The 15759-nt window shown below is 70.3% G+C and carries 16 protein-coding genes and 1 pseudogene; 3 read left to right on the top strand and 14 right to left on the bottom strand.

The window, feature by feature from the left end:
- Positions 1-160: 160 nt before the first annotated feature.
- From ABH940_RS28000 to ABH940_RS27990, 3 genes are all read left to right on the top strand, one after another.
- Positions 161-679 carry a flavin reductase family protein gene (locus ABH940_RS28000; protein ID WP_370106525.1) on the top strand — a complete coding sequence of 173 codons (519 nt, stop codon included), beginning with the start codon at positions 161-163 and terminating at the stop codon, positions 677-679.
- Between the two features lie 68 nt (positions 680-747).
- Complete coding sequence (locus tag ABH940_RS27995; RefSeq protein WP_370106524.1) at positions 748-1722, top strand: ScbA/BarX family gamma-butyrolactone biosynthesis protein; 975 nt, start codon at positions 748-750, stop codon at positions 1720-1722.
- Positions 1723-1824: 102 nt separating this feature from the next.
- On the top strand, positions 1825-3045 hold the full coding sequence (locus ABH940_RS27990) for an IS701 family transposase (protein ID WP_370067253.1): 1221 nt from the start codon (positions 1825-1827) through the stop codon (positions 3043-3045).
- Between the two features lie 55 nt (positions 3046-3100).
- On the opposite strand, the gene ABH940_RS27985 is transcribed toward ABH940_RS27990, so the two are convergent.
- From ABH940_RS27985 to ABH940_RS27920, 14 genes and pseudogenes are all read right to left on the bottom strand, one after another.
- Positions 3101-5254, bottom strand: coding sequence for an HAD-IIB family hydrolase (locus ABH940_RS27985; RefSeq protein ID WP_370106523.1), 2154 nt, complete (start codon positions 5252-5254; stop codon positions 3101-3103).
- A gap of 57 nt (positions 5255-5311) precedes the next feature.
- On the bottom strand, positions 5312-6244 hold the full coding sequence (locus ABH940_RS27980; RefSeq protein WP_370106522.1) for a carbohydrate kinase family protein: 933 nt from the start codon (positions 6242-6244) through the stop codon (positions 5312-5314).
- Between the two features lie 42 nt (positions 6245-6286).
- Positions 6287-6391, bottom strand: a pseudogene (locus ABH940_RS27975) (Uma2 family endonuclease); the annotation flags it as partial.
- A 26-nt stretch (positions 6392-6417) separates the two neighbouring features.
- Entirely contained in the window at positions 6418-7047 is a 630-nt protein-coding gene (locus ABH940_RS27970; protein ID WP_370106521.1) for a TetR/AcrR family transcriptional regulator, read from the bottom strand.
- The gene (locus ABH940_RS27965) at positions 7044-7487 is read right to left on the bottom strand and encodes an ester cyclase (protein WP_370067245.1); all 444 of its coding nucleotides are present in this window, start codon (positions 7485-7487) and stop codon (positions 7044-7046) included. The genes ABH940_RS27970 and ABH940_RS27965 overlap by 4 nt, the downstream gene beginning before the upstream one ends.
- 88 nt (positions 7488-7575) lie before the next feature.
- Positions 7576-8304, bottom strand: a complete 729-nt coding sequence (locus tag ABH940_RS27960; protein ID WP_370067243.1) for a class I SAM-dependent methyltransferase — start codon at positions 8302-8304, stop codon at positions 7576-7578.
- A gap of 74 nt (positions 8305-8378) precedes the next feature.
- A complete protein-coding gene (locus ABH940_RS27955; protein WP_370067241.1) occupies positions 8379-9407 on the bottom strand; it encodes an aldo/keto reductase in 1029 nt (342 codons plus the stop codon).
- 36 nt (positions 9408-9443) lie between these two features.
- Positions 9444-9701 carry an acyl carrier protein gene (locus ABH940_RS27950; protein WP_370067239.1) on the bottom strand — a complete coding sequence of 86 codons (258 nt, stop codon included), beginning with the start codon at positions 9699-9701 and terminating at the stop codon, positions 9444-9446.
- Complete coding sequence (locus tag ABH940_RS27945) at positions 9698-10195, bottom strand: 3-hydroxyacyl-ACP dehydratase FabZ family protein (protein WP_370106520.1); 498 nt, start codon at positions 10193-10195, stop codon at positions 9698-9700. The genes ABH940_RS27950 and ABH940_RS27945 overlap by 4 nt, the downstream gene beginning before the upstream one ends.
- Positions 10188-10589, bottom strand: coding sequence for a 3-hydroxyacyl-ACP dehydratase FabZ family protein (locus tag ABH940_RS27940; RefSeq protein ID WP_370067235.1), 402 nt, complete (start codon positions 10587-10589; stop codon positions 10188-10190). The genes ABH940_RS27945 and ABH940_RS27940 overlap by 8 nt, the downstream gene beginning before the upstream one ends.
- Before the next feature lie 8 nt (positions 10590-10597).
- Positions 10598-12151, bottom strand: a complete 1554-nt coding sequence (locus tag ABH940_RS27935; protein WP_370067233.1) for a phenylalanine aminomutase (D-beta-phenylalanine forming) — start codon at positions 12149-12151, stop codon at positions 10598-10600.
- Between the two features lie 9 nt (positions 12152-12160).
- Positions 12161-13765 (bottom strand): AMP-binding protein, encoded by a 1605-nt coding sequence (locus tag ABH940_RS27930; RefSeq protein ID WP_370106519.1) that lies wholly within the window; start codon positions 13763-13765, stop codon positions 12161-12163.
- A gap of 131 nt (positions 13766-13896) precedes the next feature.
- Positions 13897-14727 (bottom strand): alpha/beta hydrolase, encoded by an 831-nt coding sequence (locus tag ABH940_RS27925; protein ID WP_370106540.1) that lies wholly within the window; start codon positions 14725-14727, stop codon positions 13897-13899.
- Between the two features lie 119 nt (positions 14728-14846).
- Positions 14847-15731, bottom strand: a complete 885-nt coding sequence (locus ABH940_RS27920; RefSeq protein ID WP_370106518.1) for an ester cyclase — start codon at positions 15729-15731, stop codon at positions 14847-14849.
- Positions 15732-15759 lie beyond the last annotated feature (28 nt).

Genomic DNA, 15759 nt, shown 5'->3' with positions numbered 1-15759 from the left:
CGGGGCCGGCCGACGAGCCGGCCCCACCGCCGGGCAGCAACCCCACCACACCCCACCCACGCCACGCCCCATCACGTCACACCCATCACGTCGACCACGTCGCCCGACGGCGGTGCCGGATCAGGGCAAGCCGGATCAGGGCAGGAGAGCGGAAGAACTGATGCTGGACCAACTGGATCAGATGGACCATCTCGACCAACTCGGCCAACTCGACCAGCGCTCGTTCCGAGACATTCTGGGCCGGTTCACCACGGGAGTCGCGCTGATCACCGCGCGGACCCCCGAGGGTCCCGTGGGAATGGCCGTCAACTCCTTCACCTCGGTGTCCCTCGACCCGCAGTTGGTCGCGATGTGCGCCGCGCACACCTCGACCACCTGGCCGGCCATCCGCGCCGCGGGCGGCTTCGCCGTGACGATCCTCGGCGACCGCCACGCGGAGCTGTGCCGGACGTTCTCGCTGCGGGGCACCGACCGGTTCTCCGGCCGGGACTGGGCGCACACCCGCGCGGGGCACCCCGTCGCGCCCGACGGTCTGGCGTGGCTGGACTGCCGCATCACCCAGGTCCACCCGGCCGGCGACCACGACCTGGTCATCGCCGAGGCCACCGAGGGCGCCCTGGCCGAAGAGGCGGGCCCTCTGGTGTTCCACGCCGGCCGCTTCGCGGAGCTCGTCGCCTGAGGCCCGCTCCGTCCCCTGTCGGGTCGGCGTCACCCGCTCCACCCCGACTGAAAGAAGGGCTGTTCCGCGTGCACGTGACCGATCATCCGCGAGCTCTCCTGCCGTCCCAGCACGGAGCGGAGGAGGGCGGCCTGACCTTCGTCAGAACCGCCCCCCGCCATCTCGTCGACCGCGCCGCGGTCGCCGAGGTGCTGATCACCGACTGGCAGCGGCTCGGTGCAGAAACCTTCCGCCTCGGTGCCCAGTGGCCGCGTGGGCACTCGTTCTACACGCCGCTCGCCGGTAGTTGGCACGATCCCCTGCTGATGGCCGAGACGCTGCGACAGGCCTCGTCCCTCGTCGGGCACCTCTACTACGGGGTGCCCGACGGACACCCCTGCTCCATCGAAGCGCTGGACGTCGAAGTGGTGCCCGCCGCGCTCCTGTTGGGGCAGCGCCCGGCCGAGGTCAGCCTGGAGGTCTCCTGCCGCGACGTCCGCCACCACCGGGGCCGGCTGGCCTCGATGACGCTGGAGGCAGGCTTCCTGCGCGGCGACACCTTCGCCGGAACGGGCCGCCTGGTCCTGCGGAACCTGGAGCCGCCCGCAGAGCCGCCCACGGACGCGGAGGCGGACGCGGAGGCGGACGTCCTGCCCGAGCTCTCCGAAGCCGTTCCCGCGGTCGTCGTGGGCCGACTGCACGAGCACGACGTGGTGCTCGGCATGAGCAAGCGGCCCTCCGAGCCGGGTACGTACACCTGGCAGCTACGTGTCGACCCCACCCACCCGGTGCTCTACGACCCATCGGCCGACCGGATTCCGCCGATGCTGTTCCTGGAGGCCGCGCGGCAGGCGGCGCAGGCGGTGTGCGCGCCGTACCGGATCCTGCCGGTCGACATCCGCAGCGCCTTCCGCGCACGGGCGGAGCCGGGCCTGCCCTGCATGGTGACCGCCATGCAACTGCCGTCGCAGGACGCCGGAGAGGACGCGGTGGTCCGGGTGACAGCGACCCAGGACGGCCAACTGGTGTTCGACAGCGTCGTGGTGGCGAGCCTGTGCGACTGAGGTGTGCCCCGGGGCAGACGCAGGCTTGAAAAAAATACAGAACGTTATGTATTCTTTTTCTGTCCGCCCCTGACGAAAGAACCCAGCTTGGGGAGATCTCACGTGCCCACGCACCGCTCGCATCGATCCCGACCGGACGTCACCGCCTTCGCGGAGAACCTGTTCGCGGTCCTGCCGCGCACCGACCAGCGCAAGTGGGCCGAGGTCTACCTGCGCGGCCTGCTCACCGTGTCCGGTCGCAAGTCGCTGCGCCAACTGGCGCTGGCCGTACCGGGTTCGCCCACCGCGTCGCAGTGCCTGCAGCAGTTCATCAACGCCAGCCCCTGGGACTGGGCGCCGGTGCGCCGGGAGTTGGCCCGCACCGTCGCGGCAGCGCAACCGCCGGACGCCTGGACGATCGACGCCGCCGTCATCCCCAAGCGGGGCGAGCACTCGGTCGGGGTGCACCGCCGGTACGTCCCGGAGGCCGGCCGCGCGCTCAACTGCCAGGTGGGGCTGGGGTTGTTCCTGTCGAACGAGGAGTCCAGCATCCCGGTGGACTGGGAACTCTTCCTGCACGAGAGCTGGCGCACGGACGCGGACCGACTCCAGCGGGCCCGGATTCCCGACGAGGTGTCCGGCCGCTCCGAACTGGCGCAGGTCCTCGACCTGTTGGACCGCCGACCCGTCGAGTCGGCGTCGCCCACGACGCCCCTGGTCGCCGACCTGTGCGAGCTGGCCTGCGCCGACCGCCTGCCGGCCGAGCTGGCCGGGCGCGGTGTGGACTACGTCGTGCGCGTCCCGTCCACCCAGCTCCTCGCCGCCGTCACGGCACCGGGCCGCCCGGCGGCGGCGCGCGCGGCCGTGGACCTCCTGCCCGCCCGGCCCGCGCGGCGCGGCGTGCCGATGCTCGTCTCGGTGCCGGTCCGACTGCCCGGCTCGGAACTCCCGCACCGGCTCTGGGCCCACGAGCCGCGGACGCCGGGTATGCCGGAGACACAGCCCCACGCCAGGCGCTACTACCTCACCAGCCTGGCCGAGGCCGGTGCGGACCGGATCATCTCGCTGCTGCGCCATCTGGAGCGCACCCGGGCCGCGATGACAGTCCTGGGCGACGGCTTCGGGATGCGCGACTTCGCGGGGCGCTCCTTCCTCGGCTGGCACCACCACATGACGATGACGTCCGCCGCCTACGCCTACAGCCGCATGACCGAAACCAGCCGCCTGCCCACGGTCCGTATCCCCCACCCCGCCCACCCCACTCCCTGCGCCGGCCTGCCCCGAGCCCGCACACTCACCTCCCGCCCGGGCCACCGGCGCGGCCGACCTGCGGCACGGGTGTAGCGACTACCTGCCGTAGCAGGTGCGGCGGTGACCGAGAAACCGAGCTGACTCTCCGTCAGTTACTGCCGGTGCTCCGGATCGCACGGAGGATCCGGTTCGCCCAGTCGGCGGGTCGCTCGTGGCCGAGAAGTTCGGAGAGCCGGTTCATGCGGGCTCGACGTTCGATCGGGGCGAGGTCGAGAGCTCGACCCAGGACGGTGCTGAGGTCTTCTATGGAGTGGGGATCGGTGAGCAGGGCAGCCTCTCCGAGCTCGGTCGCAGCGCCGGCGTGGCGGGAGAGGACCAGGACTCCCGGTTCGACCTGATCGTGGGGAAGCGCGCTCCGGGCGGCGATGAACTCCTTGGCGGTGAGGTTCATGCCGTCCTGGAGCGAGGTGATCCAGAGGACGTCGGCCGTCAGGTACTCGTCGACGACCTCGGTGCTGGACAGGCGGCGGGGCAGATAGTCGACCGGTTGCCAATGTCGTTGCCGCCACCGGGCGTTGATCTCGCCCACGCGTTGTTCGAGGTGCCGACGGGTGGTGTCGTACGCGGTGATGCCGGCCTCGGGCGGCGGGCAGACGAGCCGGAAGGTGAGTCGGCCGCGCAGTTCGGGTCGGCGGGTGAGCAGGTGGTCGATGGCGTCGACCTTCTGGATCGGGGCCTTGACGTAGTCGAGGCGTTCGACCGAGAGCACCACGTGGCCGGTGGCCGTTCGACGGTGTGGGGCGCGGAGGCGGGCGAGCTTCTCGATGACCGGCCGGTCGATTCCGAGCGGGTGGACGGCGGTCGGCGGCGGATGAGGCAGACCGGCGAGGGCCCCACGGAAGTGTGCGGCGAAATCGTCGGTGTGGAAACCGGCCCAGTCGAGGCAGGCCAGTGAGGAGCGCAGTTCGGCGGCGACCGGGAGGGCGGCGAAGGTCTCCGGGGCAGGGAACGGGGTGTGGTGGAAGAGCCCGGTTCTGAGGTCGGGTCGGATCCGACGCAGCAGACCGGGAACGAGCCACAGGTTGTAGTCGTGCAGCCAGACCGTGGCGCCCGGGGCGGCCTCAGCGCTGATGTGCTGGGCGAAGCGGTCGTTGACCGTGCGGTAGTCGGCCCAGAAGCGCTCGTCGAAGACCGCACGATCCGGCTCGGACATCAGGATCGGCCACAGCGCGTCCTTGCAGGTGCGGTGGAAGTAGCCGCTCCAGGTGGCCGGGTCCACCGGCACGGTTGCCAGGGGCGGGGAGGCGGGTCGCGGGAGCGGGGCCTGCTGGTCGCGCCCGGTCAGAGCGGTGACCCAGATGCCCTGCAGGCTGCCGCCGACGTCGGCGAAGGCGCTGGTCAGGGTGGGCAGGATGCCGTTGGGGCTGGTGGGTGGCTGCCAACTCTCGCCGTTCCAGTGCAGCGGCGGTCGGTGGTAGGCCACCACGAGGGAGTGTCGTCCTGCGGACCGCTCAGAACCGGGCTCAGAACCGGGAGCGGGACCGGGACCGGGACCGTGGGTCGGGCGGAGGCCGGGATCGTGACGGGAGTTGAGCCAGCCGAGGTCTCGCAGCGCCGCATGGATGCCTGCCGCGCCGGCCTGGCCGGGACGGTGCACGCGTGGGTCATCGGCGAGAGCCGTGAGCAGTGCGGGTTCGGCACCTGCGACGACCACTGCGTGCGCGCCGGTCCGGAACAGCGAGAGGTCGTTGAGCGAGTCTCCGGCGACCAGGATCGAGTCGGGCTGCCAACCCAGCTTCTCGGCCAGCGCCCGAAGCGCGTTCCCCTTGGAGGCTCCTGGCGGCAGGACGTCGAAGTAGCGGCCCGCCGAGTACACCCACGTGCAGCCGAGAGTCTCGACGGCTGCCGTGAGTTCCCCGGTGAGCCCGTCGGGGCCGAGGTGGTAGGAACAGCGGCCGTCTTGCACTACGCCGTGTTGGTGGACGAGTTCGGGAAAACGGCGCAGCGCGGCGCGGATCCGCTCCGCCCCCGGCCATCCGGCCCGCAGCTGTTCCTGGATCGGGTCGACGGGGGTGAGGTCGGCGCCGTCGATGACGGTGGCGCCGACATCGGCGATGATCCACCGTGGCCGAGGGACGAGCGGATCGCGAAGGACCTCACGGATGGAGGCCAGTCCGCGTCCGGTGGCGAAGACCAGGGTCAGCTCGCCATGACGGGCCAGGGCGTCCCGTAATCGACGCCGGTCGTCGCGAGTACCGCCGAGCAAGGTGCCGTCCAGATCGGAGACCAGAATCCTTGGCATGCAACGGACAGTAACACGATCACCACGCGCGGTGAAGTATTCACCTGATGTTGGTGATCACCGCCGGGGTGACCGGTCGAGGTGGCGGTCGAGTTCCGTGGCGCGCAGGGCCGCGCTGGAGCCGGGGCCGGTGGTCGCGGCAGCTCCGCAGACCGACGCGGCGGCAAGACAGTCGGACAGGCTCCAGCCGTGAAGAAGCCCGTGCACCAGACCGGCGTTGAAGCAGTCACCCGCCGCCGTCGGGTCGATGGCGTCGGCCCGGGACGCGATCGGGACGTCGAGGCGCTCGCCGTCCCGGACGGCGGTGGCACCGTGCGCGCCGCGCGTGACCACCAGGGTGGGCACCAGGTGGCAGAGGGCCGCGATCGCCTCATCCAGGTCGTCGGCGCCGGTCAGTCGCAGGGCTTCGCCGTCGTTCGGCGTGAAGACGTCGACCAGCCCGAGCACGTCGCGGACGGCCAGATCGTCGAGGGTCGCGGGCGTGTCGTGGCAGTCCATGACCACCAGCGTGCCGAGGCGCCGTGCAACCCGGAGCGCCGCTACCGTCCCCTCATCCCAACGCAGTTGGGGAAGCATCAGAACGCGGGGGCGGAAGCGCAGCAGCAGCGGGACGAGCGGCTCGGGGTCGATCGGGTCCTGGAAGCTCACCATCGCCCGGTCTCCGCCGGACGACAGGGCGACGGTCAGACTCCGTACCGGGAACGGGTGCCGACGGAAGGCGGCCTCGTCCAGCCCCTCCTGCTCGGCGCAGGACAGCACGTGGGCACTGAACAGGTCCGTGCCGAAGTCCGCACTCCACACGACCCGCCGTCCGAGCCGGTGCAGCGCCATCGCCAGCGTGTACGCACCGCCCGGCACCAGACCGAAGCCGTCCGCGAAGACCTCCGTCCCCGGCAGCACCGGCCGCCCCAGTCCGTGGAACACCAGGTCCGTGAAGTAGGCCCCGGCAACCAGGACTTCACACGGTCGCACGGCCCCGTTCGTCTCCATCCGGCGAGCATAGGGTCACCGAAACGGCCGCACGGGGTGAAACGGCTTCTCCTCCCGGTCACGCTTGTCGGTATCAGCGTCGTAGGACGTCACCTCAACCACCAGCTGCACCCGGTCAGCACTCGCCCACTCCTCCGGCCCGGCGAAGATTCCTCAGTAAGCGGTGGAAGGAGCTACCGGACGTGGATGAGACAGTCGGTCAGTGCGTCCTCGAACAGCGCATGCAGTCCATCGGCGTCGACTTCGACGCGGCCGACGACCAGCAGTGCGATCAGCCCGTGGGCGGTCGCCCACAACCGCAGGACGTGCTGCTCGGGATCAGGATCTCCCGCGGTCGCGAGCAGGTCGGTCATGAGGTCGCCGACCGCCTGCCCCTCCGCCCAGGCGTCGATGGCGGGCACACGCACGCCGCCCAGGCCGTACATGAGCTGATAGAGGTCGGGTTCGGTCAGGGCGAAGTCGAGGTAGGCATGCCCCGCACGCCGCAATGCCGCGGCCGCAGCCGCTGCGTCCCCAGCGTCGGAGTCGAGCCCGGTCTGTCGGCCGGCCGTGGCCATGGCGTCCCGGAGCCGGGCGAACCCCTCGCGTACCAGGGCGTGGAGGATGTCGTCGCGGCCGGTGAAGTAGCGGTAGGCGAAGTTCGCGGAGTACTCGATCTCCTCCGCGAGCCGGCGCATGGTCACCGCGTCCCACCCGTCGCGGCGGGCCAGGTCCCGGGCCGCGGACAGGATCGTCTCCCGCGCGGCGGCCCGTTCCCGGTCCCTCCGACGCTGCGCCGGCGTCAGTTGTCCGTCAGACGTCACTGGTCGCCGTTCTCGCCGTTCTCACTGGTCTCGCCGGCGAGTTGGGCGAAGAACGCCTGACCGTCGATCTGGTCCCAGTGCTCGACCGCCATCCCGTCGACGACCCGCCAGATGTCGATCGAGTTCATCTCCACCGGGCGGCCGGTGGGCGGCATCCCCAGGAACGGACCCCGGAACGTGGCCCGGTAGGTGAAACGGCCCGCGACGCGGTCGCCGTCGACCAGGACGTCGTCCAGGGTCACCTCGGTGTCGGGGAACGCGGCGAACCACGTCCTCCAGAACTCCCGGTTCGCCTCGCGGCCGTCCTCGACGTGGAAGTTGTGGTTGATGTAGTCCTCGGCGACGAAATCGTCGACCGCGTCGGGGTCGCGACCGTTCATCATGTCCGCGAACGCGTGGGCGACGGTCTGGGCGCGGTCCTGCGTAGTGCCGGTGCTCATGACTCCACCTTTAGATCGGTTACGACGTAACCAGTGTGTACATCGTAACCGATCTAAGTCAAGCGATCTTGTCCGGCATGCGGACGCGTCAGATCCGTTCGGCGGTCAGCTGCCAGCTCGGCAGCAGCAGCCGGCCCTCGTCGTCGATGTCGAGGGTGCTGAGGTCCATCGCGGAGCCGCCCTTCTCCAGGAGGCTGCGGACCTTCTCCTTGGTGAACGTCGTGGCGTATCCCCGGCGCTCCAGCCGGTGGATCGTCCACCCGTCGCTGAAGGTCTCGCGCAGGTACTCCTCGGAGTTCCGGTAGGCCGGGATCTCCGCGGGCAGCCGGTCCGAGAAGCACAGCAGGTGCAGTCGCGCTCCGGGCTCGCAGATCCGGTGAACCGCGGAGATGTAGCTGCGCTGCGCCTCTTCGTACAGGCAGTGCATCAGCGCGCTGTCCACCACCGTGTCGAACGGGCCGACGACCCCCTCCATGGTGGTCGCGTCGGCCACGACGAACTCGGCCTTCAGCCCGCGCTCACGGGCCTTGTTCCGGTTCTTCTCGATCACGCTCGGGGACACGTCGATCCCGGTGACCTGGTAGCCGCGCTCGGCGAAGAACAGCGCGTTGTCCCCGAGTCCGCACCCGGCGTCCAGCACGCGGCCGGTGATCTCGCCGGCCTGCTCCAGCTCGCGGATGACCGGCTGCGGCTCCTTGATGTTCCACGGGATCATGTCGAGACTGGCGCCGATCTCGCCCGGCTGGGTCTTCCCGTCCCGGTACAGCTCCTCGTAGTCGTGCGGCTGCAGAAGCTTGAGGTCCTGCTGTCCTGCCATGAGTGATTCACCTTCCACGTGGGGCGTTCAGGCGGCGCGGCGCTCGTCGGCGCGGCGGTCAGGCGGCGCGGCGGTCAGGCGGCGCGGCGGTCGTCGGCCGGTCGGCGGCGCAGGCTCGCGCGCTCCAGGGCCGGGTGCGTGTAGGCCGGGTCGAGTGCGCCGATGTCGGTGCCGGGCGGGACGATCGCGTCGATCTGGTCGAGCAGGTCGTCGTCGAGGGTGGTCTCGGCGCCTGCCAGCAGGTTGTCGAGGTGTTCCATGGTGCGGGGCCCGATGATCGCGGAGGTCACGCCGGGGTGGGCGATCGCGAAGGCCATCGCCAGGTGCGCCATCTGCAGACCCGCCTTGTCGGCGAGCGGGATCAACTGCTCGACGACATCGAGCCGGTGCTCGTCGCTGAGGTGCTTGAAGCCGTACTTGGCCCGGTGCGTGTCCGCCGGCCGGCCCTTGCGGTACCGGCCGGTGAGCAGGCCGCCGGCCATCGGGCTCCAGACCAGCGCGCCGATCCCGTACTGCTGGCAGACCGGCAGCACCTCGCGCTCGATGCCGCGGTTGAGGATCGAGTAGGCGGGCTGCTCGGTGCGGAAGCGCTGCAGGCCACGCCGTTCGGCGACCCACTGCGCCTCGACGATGTCCGAGGCCGGGAAAGACGAGGAACCGATCGCCCGCACCTTGCCGCTGCGGACCAGGTCCGACAGCGCCGAGAGGGTCTCCTCCACGTCGGCCGTCGGGTCCGGCCGGTGGACCTGGTAGAGGTCCAGGTGGTCGGTCTGCAGGCGGCGCAGGGAGTTCTCGACCTCGGCGATGATCCAACGCCGGGAGCTGCCGCGGTGATTCGGGTCGTCGCTCATCGGAGCCCAGACCTTGCTCGCGAGGACGACGTCGTCGCGGCGGCCCTTGAGCGCCTTGCCGACGATCTCCTCGGACTCGCCCTTCGAGTACATGTCGGCGGTGTCGACGAAGTTGATGCCCGAGTCCAGAGCCTTGTGGATGATCCGGATCGAGTCGTCGTGGTCGGGGTTGCCGATGGCCCCGAACATCATGGCCCCCAGGCAGTAGGGGCTGACCTGGATGCCGGTCCGTCCCAGTGTGCGGTACTTCACGCGGTCCTCTCAATCGACGGAGAAACGGACGGTCACTCAGACCGTCTGCCGGGCAACCAACTCGTAGAAGGCGGTGACGGTGTGGGCCTGCCGCAGTTCGCTCTGGGGCAGAACCACCTGGAACTGCTTCTCCACCTGCGCGACGATCTCGATCAGGTTGAGGGAGTCGGCCTGGAAGCGGTTGACGAAGTCCTCGGTGGGGTCGATCTCCTCCGGACTCAGTGCCAGGACCTCCGCCACGATCGCGCGGACCCTGGAGATCGGGTCTGAGATCCGGTCGTCGGTGTCGTTCATCCGCCATCCTTTGTTCGCGCCGTTGCTGGTGTGGTTGCGAGCAGACTCGCGGCCGGACGGGAGACGACCAGGACCGAGCCCACGGTGAGGACGGTTCGGTCGGCCGCCCGTGTCTCACCGGTGAACTCACCGACCGCACCGGAGTGGTGGTTGAGCCGCACATGGTGTTCCAGGACATCCCCGGGGATGGCCGGCGCGGCGTAGGTGAGGTCGCGGATGCCGACCATCAGCGGGATCTCCTCCGGCGGGCCGAGTTCGGCGAGCGACCACAGCAGGGAGACGGCCTGGCCGAACGACTCGAGCAGGAGCGCCGACGGATACGCGAACCCGTCGATGCCGGTGCCGTCCTCCAGGTCCCGGTAGCAGGCTTCCCCGCCGGTGACCGCCTTGGTGGCGACGAGCGCGTCGGGCGGCGAGAACTCTCGGACGGTGTCGAGCAGGAGCATCGGGGGACGCTGCCGGAGCCGGCCGCGCACCTGGCTGTGGTCAAGCATGGGACGTCACCGGTTCGAGCGTGACGGACAACTCGGCCGCCATCCGGCCGTCGGCACGCGCGCCTCGGGCGTGGACCCCGACCCGCCCGCTCGCCTCGGGAGTCACCAGCAGCGAGAGCTCCAGTTCGTCGCCCGGAAGCAGCGGGCTGGCGAAGCGGGCGCGGTCGATGCTGCGCAGTTGAAGCTCAGCCCCGCTGGCGAAGCAGGCTGCCTGGCGCACGGAATCGATCAGGAGAACCCCCGGCAGGATCGGGAAGTCCGGATAGTGCCCGGCCATCTGCGCGGTGGCCTGATCCACGGGCATGCGCAGCGTCACCCGGGTGCCCTCGGGGGTCTTCTCGGTCCGAGGCGGGCGGCCCATCGCGTCGAACACCGTCGCTCGTCGGGTAGGCATGGCGGTCCTCAGCCCAGGCTCGGTCGGGAAAGGAGGCGCTGCGCGAGCTCCTCCACGTAGTCGGTGATCGTCTCGTCCCGGTCGAGGTAGGGAACCACCTCGCGCGTCTGCTCGTAGAGCCGCCGGGTCGCGGCCGACAGACCCTCCGTGCCTCGGATGTCGACGGCCTGGCAGGCGCAGAGCAGCTCGAAGGCGACCACGTAGGCGACGTTGTCCAGCACCTCCCTGGCACGCCTGGCAGCGACGAAGCCGAAGGAGACGATGTCCTGGAAGTCCGCGGTCGAGCTCAGCGACTGGATGGACATGGGCATGGCCTTCGCCCGGGTCTCCGCGGTCAGCGAGGCGGTCATGAACTGACCACCCATCAGCCCCAGTCGCAGGCCCGGGTCCTCCCGGCACAGGAAGGCCGGCAGCCCCTCGCTGTTGCTCTTGTCGAGGTAGCGGTCGATGCGGCGGTTGGACAGGTTCATCAGCGTGGTCATCGCGATCGCCAGGTGATCCATGGCCATCGAGACGTACTGCCCGTGGAAGTGCCCGTTGTGGAACACCTCGGCCTCGTCGGGGTCGACCAGCGGATTGTCGTTGGACGAGTTGAGCTCGTCCTCGACGACCTGCTCGATCCAGGCGAGGCTGTCCACGACCGGCCCGAGGATCTGCGGGGTGCACCGGATCGAGTAGGCGTCCTCGATGGACTGCGATCCCGCCTTCGTGTCGTCCCCCATCTCGCCCGAGAGAAGGTGTTCGGTGTCGAGTTCGTCGACCGCGAGCGTGGAGTCGGCCAGCGTGTTCCACAGGAACTCGGCGACCGCCTGCTGGCCCTTGTGCGGCTTGAGCTTGTGGACCCGCGGGTCGAACGGCTTGGTCTTGCCGGCGAGGCCCTCCACCGACAGCGCCGAGACCAGCAGATACGACTGCAGCAACCGCCGGGCCCGCGCAACGTTGATACTGCCCAGGCCCACCATGCCGGAGGTGCCGTTGATCAGCGCCAGGCCCTCCTTGTAGCTGAGCTCCATCGGCTCGATGCCGACCCGTCGCAGCGCCTCGGCGCCCGGGAGGACCTCGCCGTCCAGCCTCGCCTTCCACTGGCCTATGCAGACCAGGGCGATCGCGGCCAGGGGTCCGAGGTCGCCGCTGGTGCCCAGCGACCCCTTCTCCGGCACGCACGGCACGACACCCGAGTTGCGGATCGCGATCAGCTTCTCCAGGTTGGTCAGGGAGATGGCCGAGTTGCCGCGGGACAGCGACACGATACGGGAGGTCATGATCGCGCGGACCGTGGTGTCGTCGAGGCGGTCGCCCACGTTGGTCGCCACCGCGTTGAGCAGGTTCTGCTGGAGCTGCCGTGCCTTGGAGACCGGCACCAGCCAGTTGACGAACCCGCCCATGCTGGTGTTGACGCCGTAGATGACCCGCTCCTCGGCGACGAACTTCTCCAGCATCTGGCGGGATGCCGTAACGCGTCCGCGAACAGCGTCGTCGATGGCCACGGGGTCGGCGGAGACTGCGGTCGACTCGATCTCGGTCAGCCGAACGCGCTGGCCCAGGGACAGGGTGTACGTCACGTGTCTCTCCTAAGCGTTGGTGGCGTGCTGTGCATTCGGTGCGCGCCGCGGAGCGGCCAGTGATCGGGTGAGCACCGCGCGGTCGACCTTCCCGTTCTCGGTCAGGGGGAGCTCGGGCAAGGCGTGGATCGATCGGGGCACCATGTAGGCGGGCAACTCCCGCGCGCAGAAGTCGAGTGCCGCGCGCACGTCGAGTTCCGCTTCCGGGCGGTCGAGGACGACGGCCGCCATCAGGACGTGGTCTCCGGCGCGCGGCACCAAGGTGGCCGCGGCTGCCGTCACCGTGGGAAGGCGCGTCAGAGCGGCCTCGATCTCGCCCAACTCCACCCGGTTTCCACGGATCTGCACCTGGTAGTCGGACCGGCCCAGGAAGTAGAGCTCGCCCTCGTCGCCCAGGCGGGCCAGGTCGCCCGTGCGGAGCACCACCTGACCGTGTCGCGGCTCGGCCGGGTCGGGCACCAGCACCGCGGCCGTGGCCTCGGGGTCGTTCCAGTAGCCGGTGAAGAGCGACGGGCTGCGCAGATAGATCTCCCCCGTCAGGCCGGGCTCGCTGACCACCTCTCCCTTGCGGCCCACGAGGGTCATCTCGGCCCCGGAGTGGGCGTGTCCGATCGGCAGCCGGTCCTGATCGGCCGGCAGCGGATTCGGGACGTCGGTGAACGAGGCGGCCATCGACTCCGTCGCTCCGTAGCCGTTGACGAGTCGTACGCCGGGAAGCGTCTCCTGCAGCCGCCGGAGCTCGGGGATCGGGAACTCCTCCCCCGCGAAGACGACCGAGCGCAGCTGCCCGAGCTCTTTCAGGAGGTCCGGATCGACGCGCAGGACCGGACGCCAGAGTGACGGAACGCCGTGAACCTGGGTGACCTCGGCGTCCTGCAGAAATCCGACCATGCGCCGCGGCGAGTCGAGGTTCGCGCGCGGTACCGGGACGAGCGTGCCACCTGCGGCGAGGGCGACGCCGATCCCGAACAGCGCGAAGTCGAACTGGAGCGGTGAGGTGCCGGCCACCCGGTCGTCGGGTGCGACCAGCCCGTCCGACAGCATCGCGCGGAGGAACGTGACGATCGACCGGTGGCTCATCACCACGCCCTTGGGGGTGCCGGTCGACCCGGAGGTGAAGATGATGTACGCGGTGTCGGTGGCGAGCACGTTCCGCCGCCGGCGCACCCTGCGCGTCGGCGGGCGCTCGACCACGAGCCCGCCCGGGCCGAAGTGCGCGCTGCCGACCCCGGCTGTCGGCTCCCGGTGCTCGAGGCCCTCCGCCCGTGCGTGGAGCGCGGGTTCGACCGACCCCAGGATCGAGCGCAGGCGGGCGTCCGGCGACTGCGGGCTCACCGGCACGAACGGCAGACCCAGCTTCGCGCAGGCGAGCAGCAGGGCCACCGACACGGCCGAGGTGTCCGCCTCGACCACGACGCGGTCACCGACATCAAGGCCGAGGCCGTCCAGGACCGCTGCGTACTCCTGGACCTGACGGTCGAGACGGCGGTAGGAGATCTCCTGCAGAGCGCCGTTCTCGTCCGCCTCGACGATTGCCGGCTTCTCCGGAGTGGTCGCTCCAGGCCCCATGAGCAGCCGATAGAGGTTGTCCGCGGAAGGATGCGTGCGTTCCATGGCTTCTCCCGTCTCAGTCGAGTGGTTGTGGCCAGCAGAGCCGCTGGTCCTGCCGTGTCGCTTCGGGGCCTTGGGAGGAACTGTCGGGCACAGCGTGCGAGCCGGACTGGAGCCGGTCTGGAATGCCCGGTCTAGGCGAGTGCCTGAAGGCACTCCTCGAAGAAGGCGAGGGCGCGCAGGTGGTAACTGCGCGCCGCCCAGCCGAGACTGATGTTGTGGCCTGCACTGGACTGGCGCTCCACCCGGACGACCGGGGCCTTGCTGAGCCGGGAGGTCAGCTCGGCCAGGTCCGGCTCGTCGTGCAGCCACCAGGCCTCGTGCTCGGCGAAGGTCAGCCGCAACGGGACGTCGATCCGCGGCGCCAGTTCCTCGAACATCTCCGGCCACAGGTCCACCTCGGCGGCCTCGCGGACGGGTATCGGGGCGACCAGGGCCTCGGCCGCGCGGAAGGTGCCCGGGGGGTAGAGACCCAACGGCCCCCAGTTGTGCTCCCATTCCAGGTGGCGGCGGAGCCGCTTCCGGTCGGCCGACGGAGCGCTGTAACGGTGGCCGACACCGGAGGCGTCCACGGCGAGCAGGCCGGGGGTGCGCGCGGCGGTCACCAGGGCGAGCTTGCCGCCGTAGGAATGGGCCAGCAGCACGAACCCCCGTCCGACAGCGTGCCGTTCGGCGAACGCGTCGAGCGCCCCGGACAGGGCGGCGGCCTGCTCGTCGAGGGTCAGGCCGTCCGGCACCTGCTCCGCGGACTGCCCGTACCCGGGCCGATCGAGGGCCAGCACCGTGAAGCCGAGCTGGGCGCCCAACGTGAGCAGGGACAGGTCCGGCTGGGCCTGCCCGTCGAAGTAGCCCGCGCGCATGCCGCCGCCGTGCACGGCGACGACGGTCGCCCGCGGCGGCCCGGCGGGCGGCTCGGCCAGCAGGCCGGAGAGCGTGAGGCCCGCGGTCCCGGTCCCGGTGTCGATCCCGGCTCCGGTCTCAATCCCGGTCCCGGTGTCGGTCTCGGTCCGGGTGTCGAGAAGGATCGGCCGCACCCCGGCCGAGTGGGTCGGCAACGGCTTCTCCCGGTCCGTCCTGGACCGGCTCACGGCTGGTTCGGGGTGAGTCGTGGCGGCACCGTCCAGGTGAGACCTGACGACTCGGCGGCTGTCGCGGGGCCGGCCCAGGGATCCTCCTCGTGGATGTCGAGGACCTGCTCGCGCAGCCACAGGTCGAAGGGGTGCTGCGACTCCGTCCAGCGCTTCCTGGTCCGCTCCGGGTCCGCGGTCTCGAACTGCACGATCACGTGGTCCCGGTCGGGCCGCGGGTCGATGCGGAGCACCTCGTGGGTGATGCCCAACCTCCGCCGGGAGGCCTCGTACTCGCGTCGGCGCGGCCCCTGCAGCTCGGCGGTGAGCCGGTGCCAGTCCGTGGACCTGCCGCTGTTCAACGGCACGGTGCGCACCACGGACCGGACGCCCGGAGCGGTGTGCCGGCCGCCCTTGCGGGGCGCCAGCATCCGCATGCCGAGCGCGGCGAACATGTTGGACGCCACACCGTGCTCCCAGCGCTCGGCGATCCGGCCCTCCTTGTCGAACCGCCAGAGGACGATGCCGACGGAAAGGAACGCACGGCCGGTTGGAGCCATGCCGAGCAGTTCGCCCTGGTGGGTGCCGCGCCAGGTGTTGTGGATGACGACCATGTCGTCGTGTGCGCTGATGTCCTCGATGGTGACGTGGAAGTCGGGGAACGCCTCGCGCAGGCCGGCGATGGTGTACTTCACGCCCTCCGTGCCCTCGGGCGCGCCGGGCAGGCCCGCGTGGTCGACGATGTCCGGCCGGTACACCTCGTCCACGAGCGAGAAGTCACCCTGGTTGACGAACTCGGCGAAGACGCGCCGGATCGTCGCCTTGTTACGTTCCTCGGTGCTTTCCTCGGTGCTGTCCTCGGTGTTTTCCGACGCCGCCGGGTCCGTGGCCGCAGTGGTCACAACAGCAGTCCTTTCAGCGTGAGTTGAG

Source organism: Streptacidiphilus sp. BW17 (assembly GCF_041262485.1).
GTDB lineage: Bacteria > Actinomycetota > Actinomycetes > Streptomycetales > Streptomycetaceae > Streptacidiphilus.
Note: the sequence above shows the minus strand (reverse complement) of the source record. Positions and strands in the feature narration are given on the sequence as shown.

Bases quoted from the DNA above. Each gene is read 5' to 3' on its own strand.
- ABH940_RS27965 (WP_370067245.1), bottom strand. From the start codon at position 7,487: ATGAGCACCGGCACTACGCAGGACCGCGCCCAGACCGTCGCCCACGCG.
- ABH940_RS27930 (WP_370106519.1), bottom strand. From the start codon at position 13,765: ATGGAACGCACGCATCCTTCCGCGGACAACCTCTATCGGCTGCTCATG.
- ABH940_RS27985 (WP_370106523.1), bottom strand. From the start codon at position 5,254: ATGCCAAGGATTCTGGTCTCCGATCTGGACGGCACCTTGCTCGGCGGT.
- ABH940_RS27945 (WP_370106520.1), bottom strand. From the start codon at position 10,195: ATGCTTGACCACAGCCAGGTGCGCGGCCGGCTCCGGCAGCGTCCCCCG.
- ABH940_RS28000 (WP_370106525.1), top strand. From the start codon at position 161: ATGCTGGACCAACTGGATCAGATGGACCATCTCGACCAACTCGGCCAA.
- ABH940_RS27950 (WP_370067239.1), bottom strand. From the start codon at position 9,701: ATGAACGACACCGACGACCGGATCTCAGACCCGATCTCCAGGGTCCGC.
- ABH940_RS27940 (WP_370067235.1), bottom strand. From the start codon at position 10,589: ATGCCTACCCGACGAGCGACGGTGTTCGACGCGATGGGCCGCCCGCCT.
- ABH940_RS27960 (WP_370067243.1), bottom strand. From the start codon at position 8,304: ATGGCAGGACAGCAGGACCTCAAGCTTCTGCAGCCGCACGACTACGAG.
- ABH940_RS27980 (WP_370106522.1), bottom strand. From the start codon at position 6,244: ATGGAGACGAACGGGGCCGTGCGACCGTGTGAAGTCCTGGTTGCCGGG.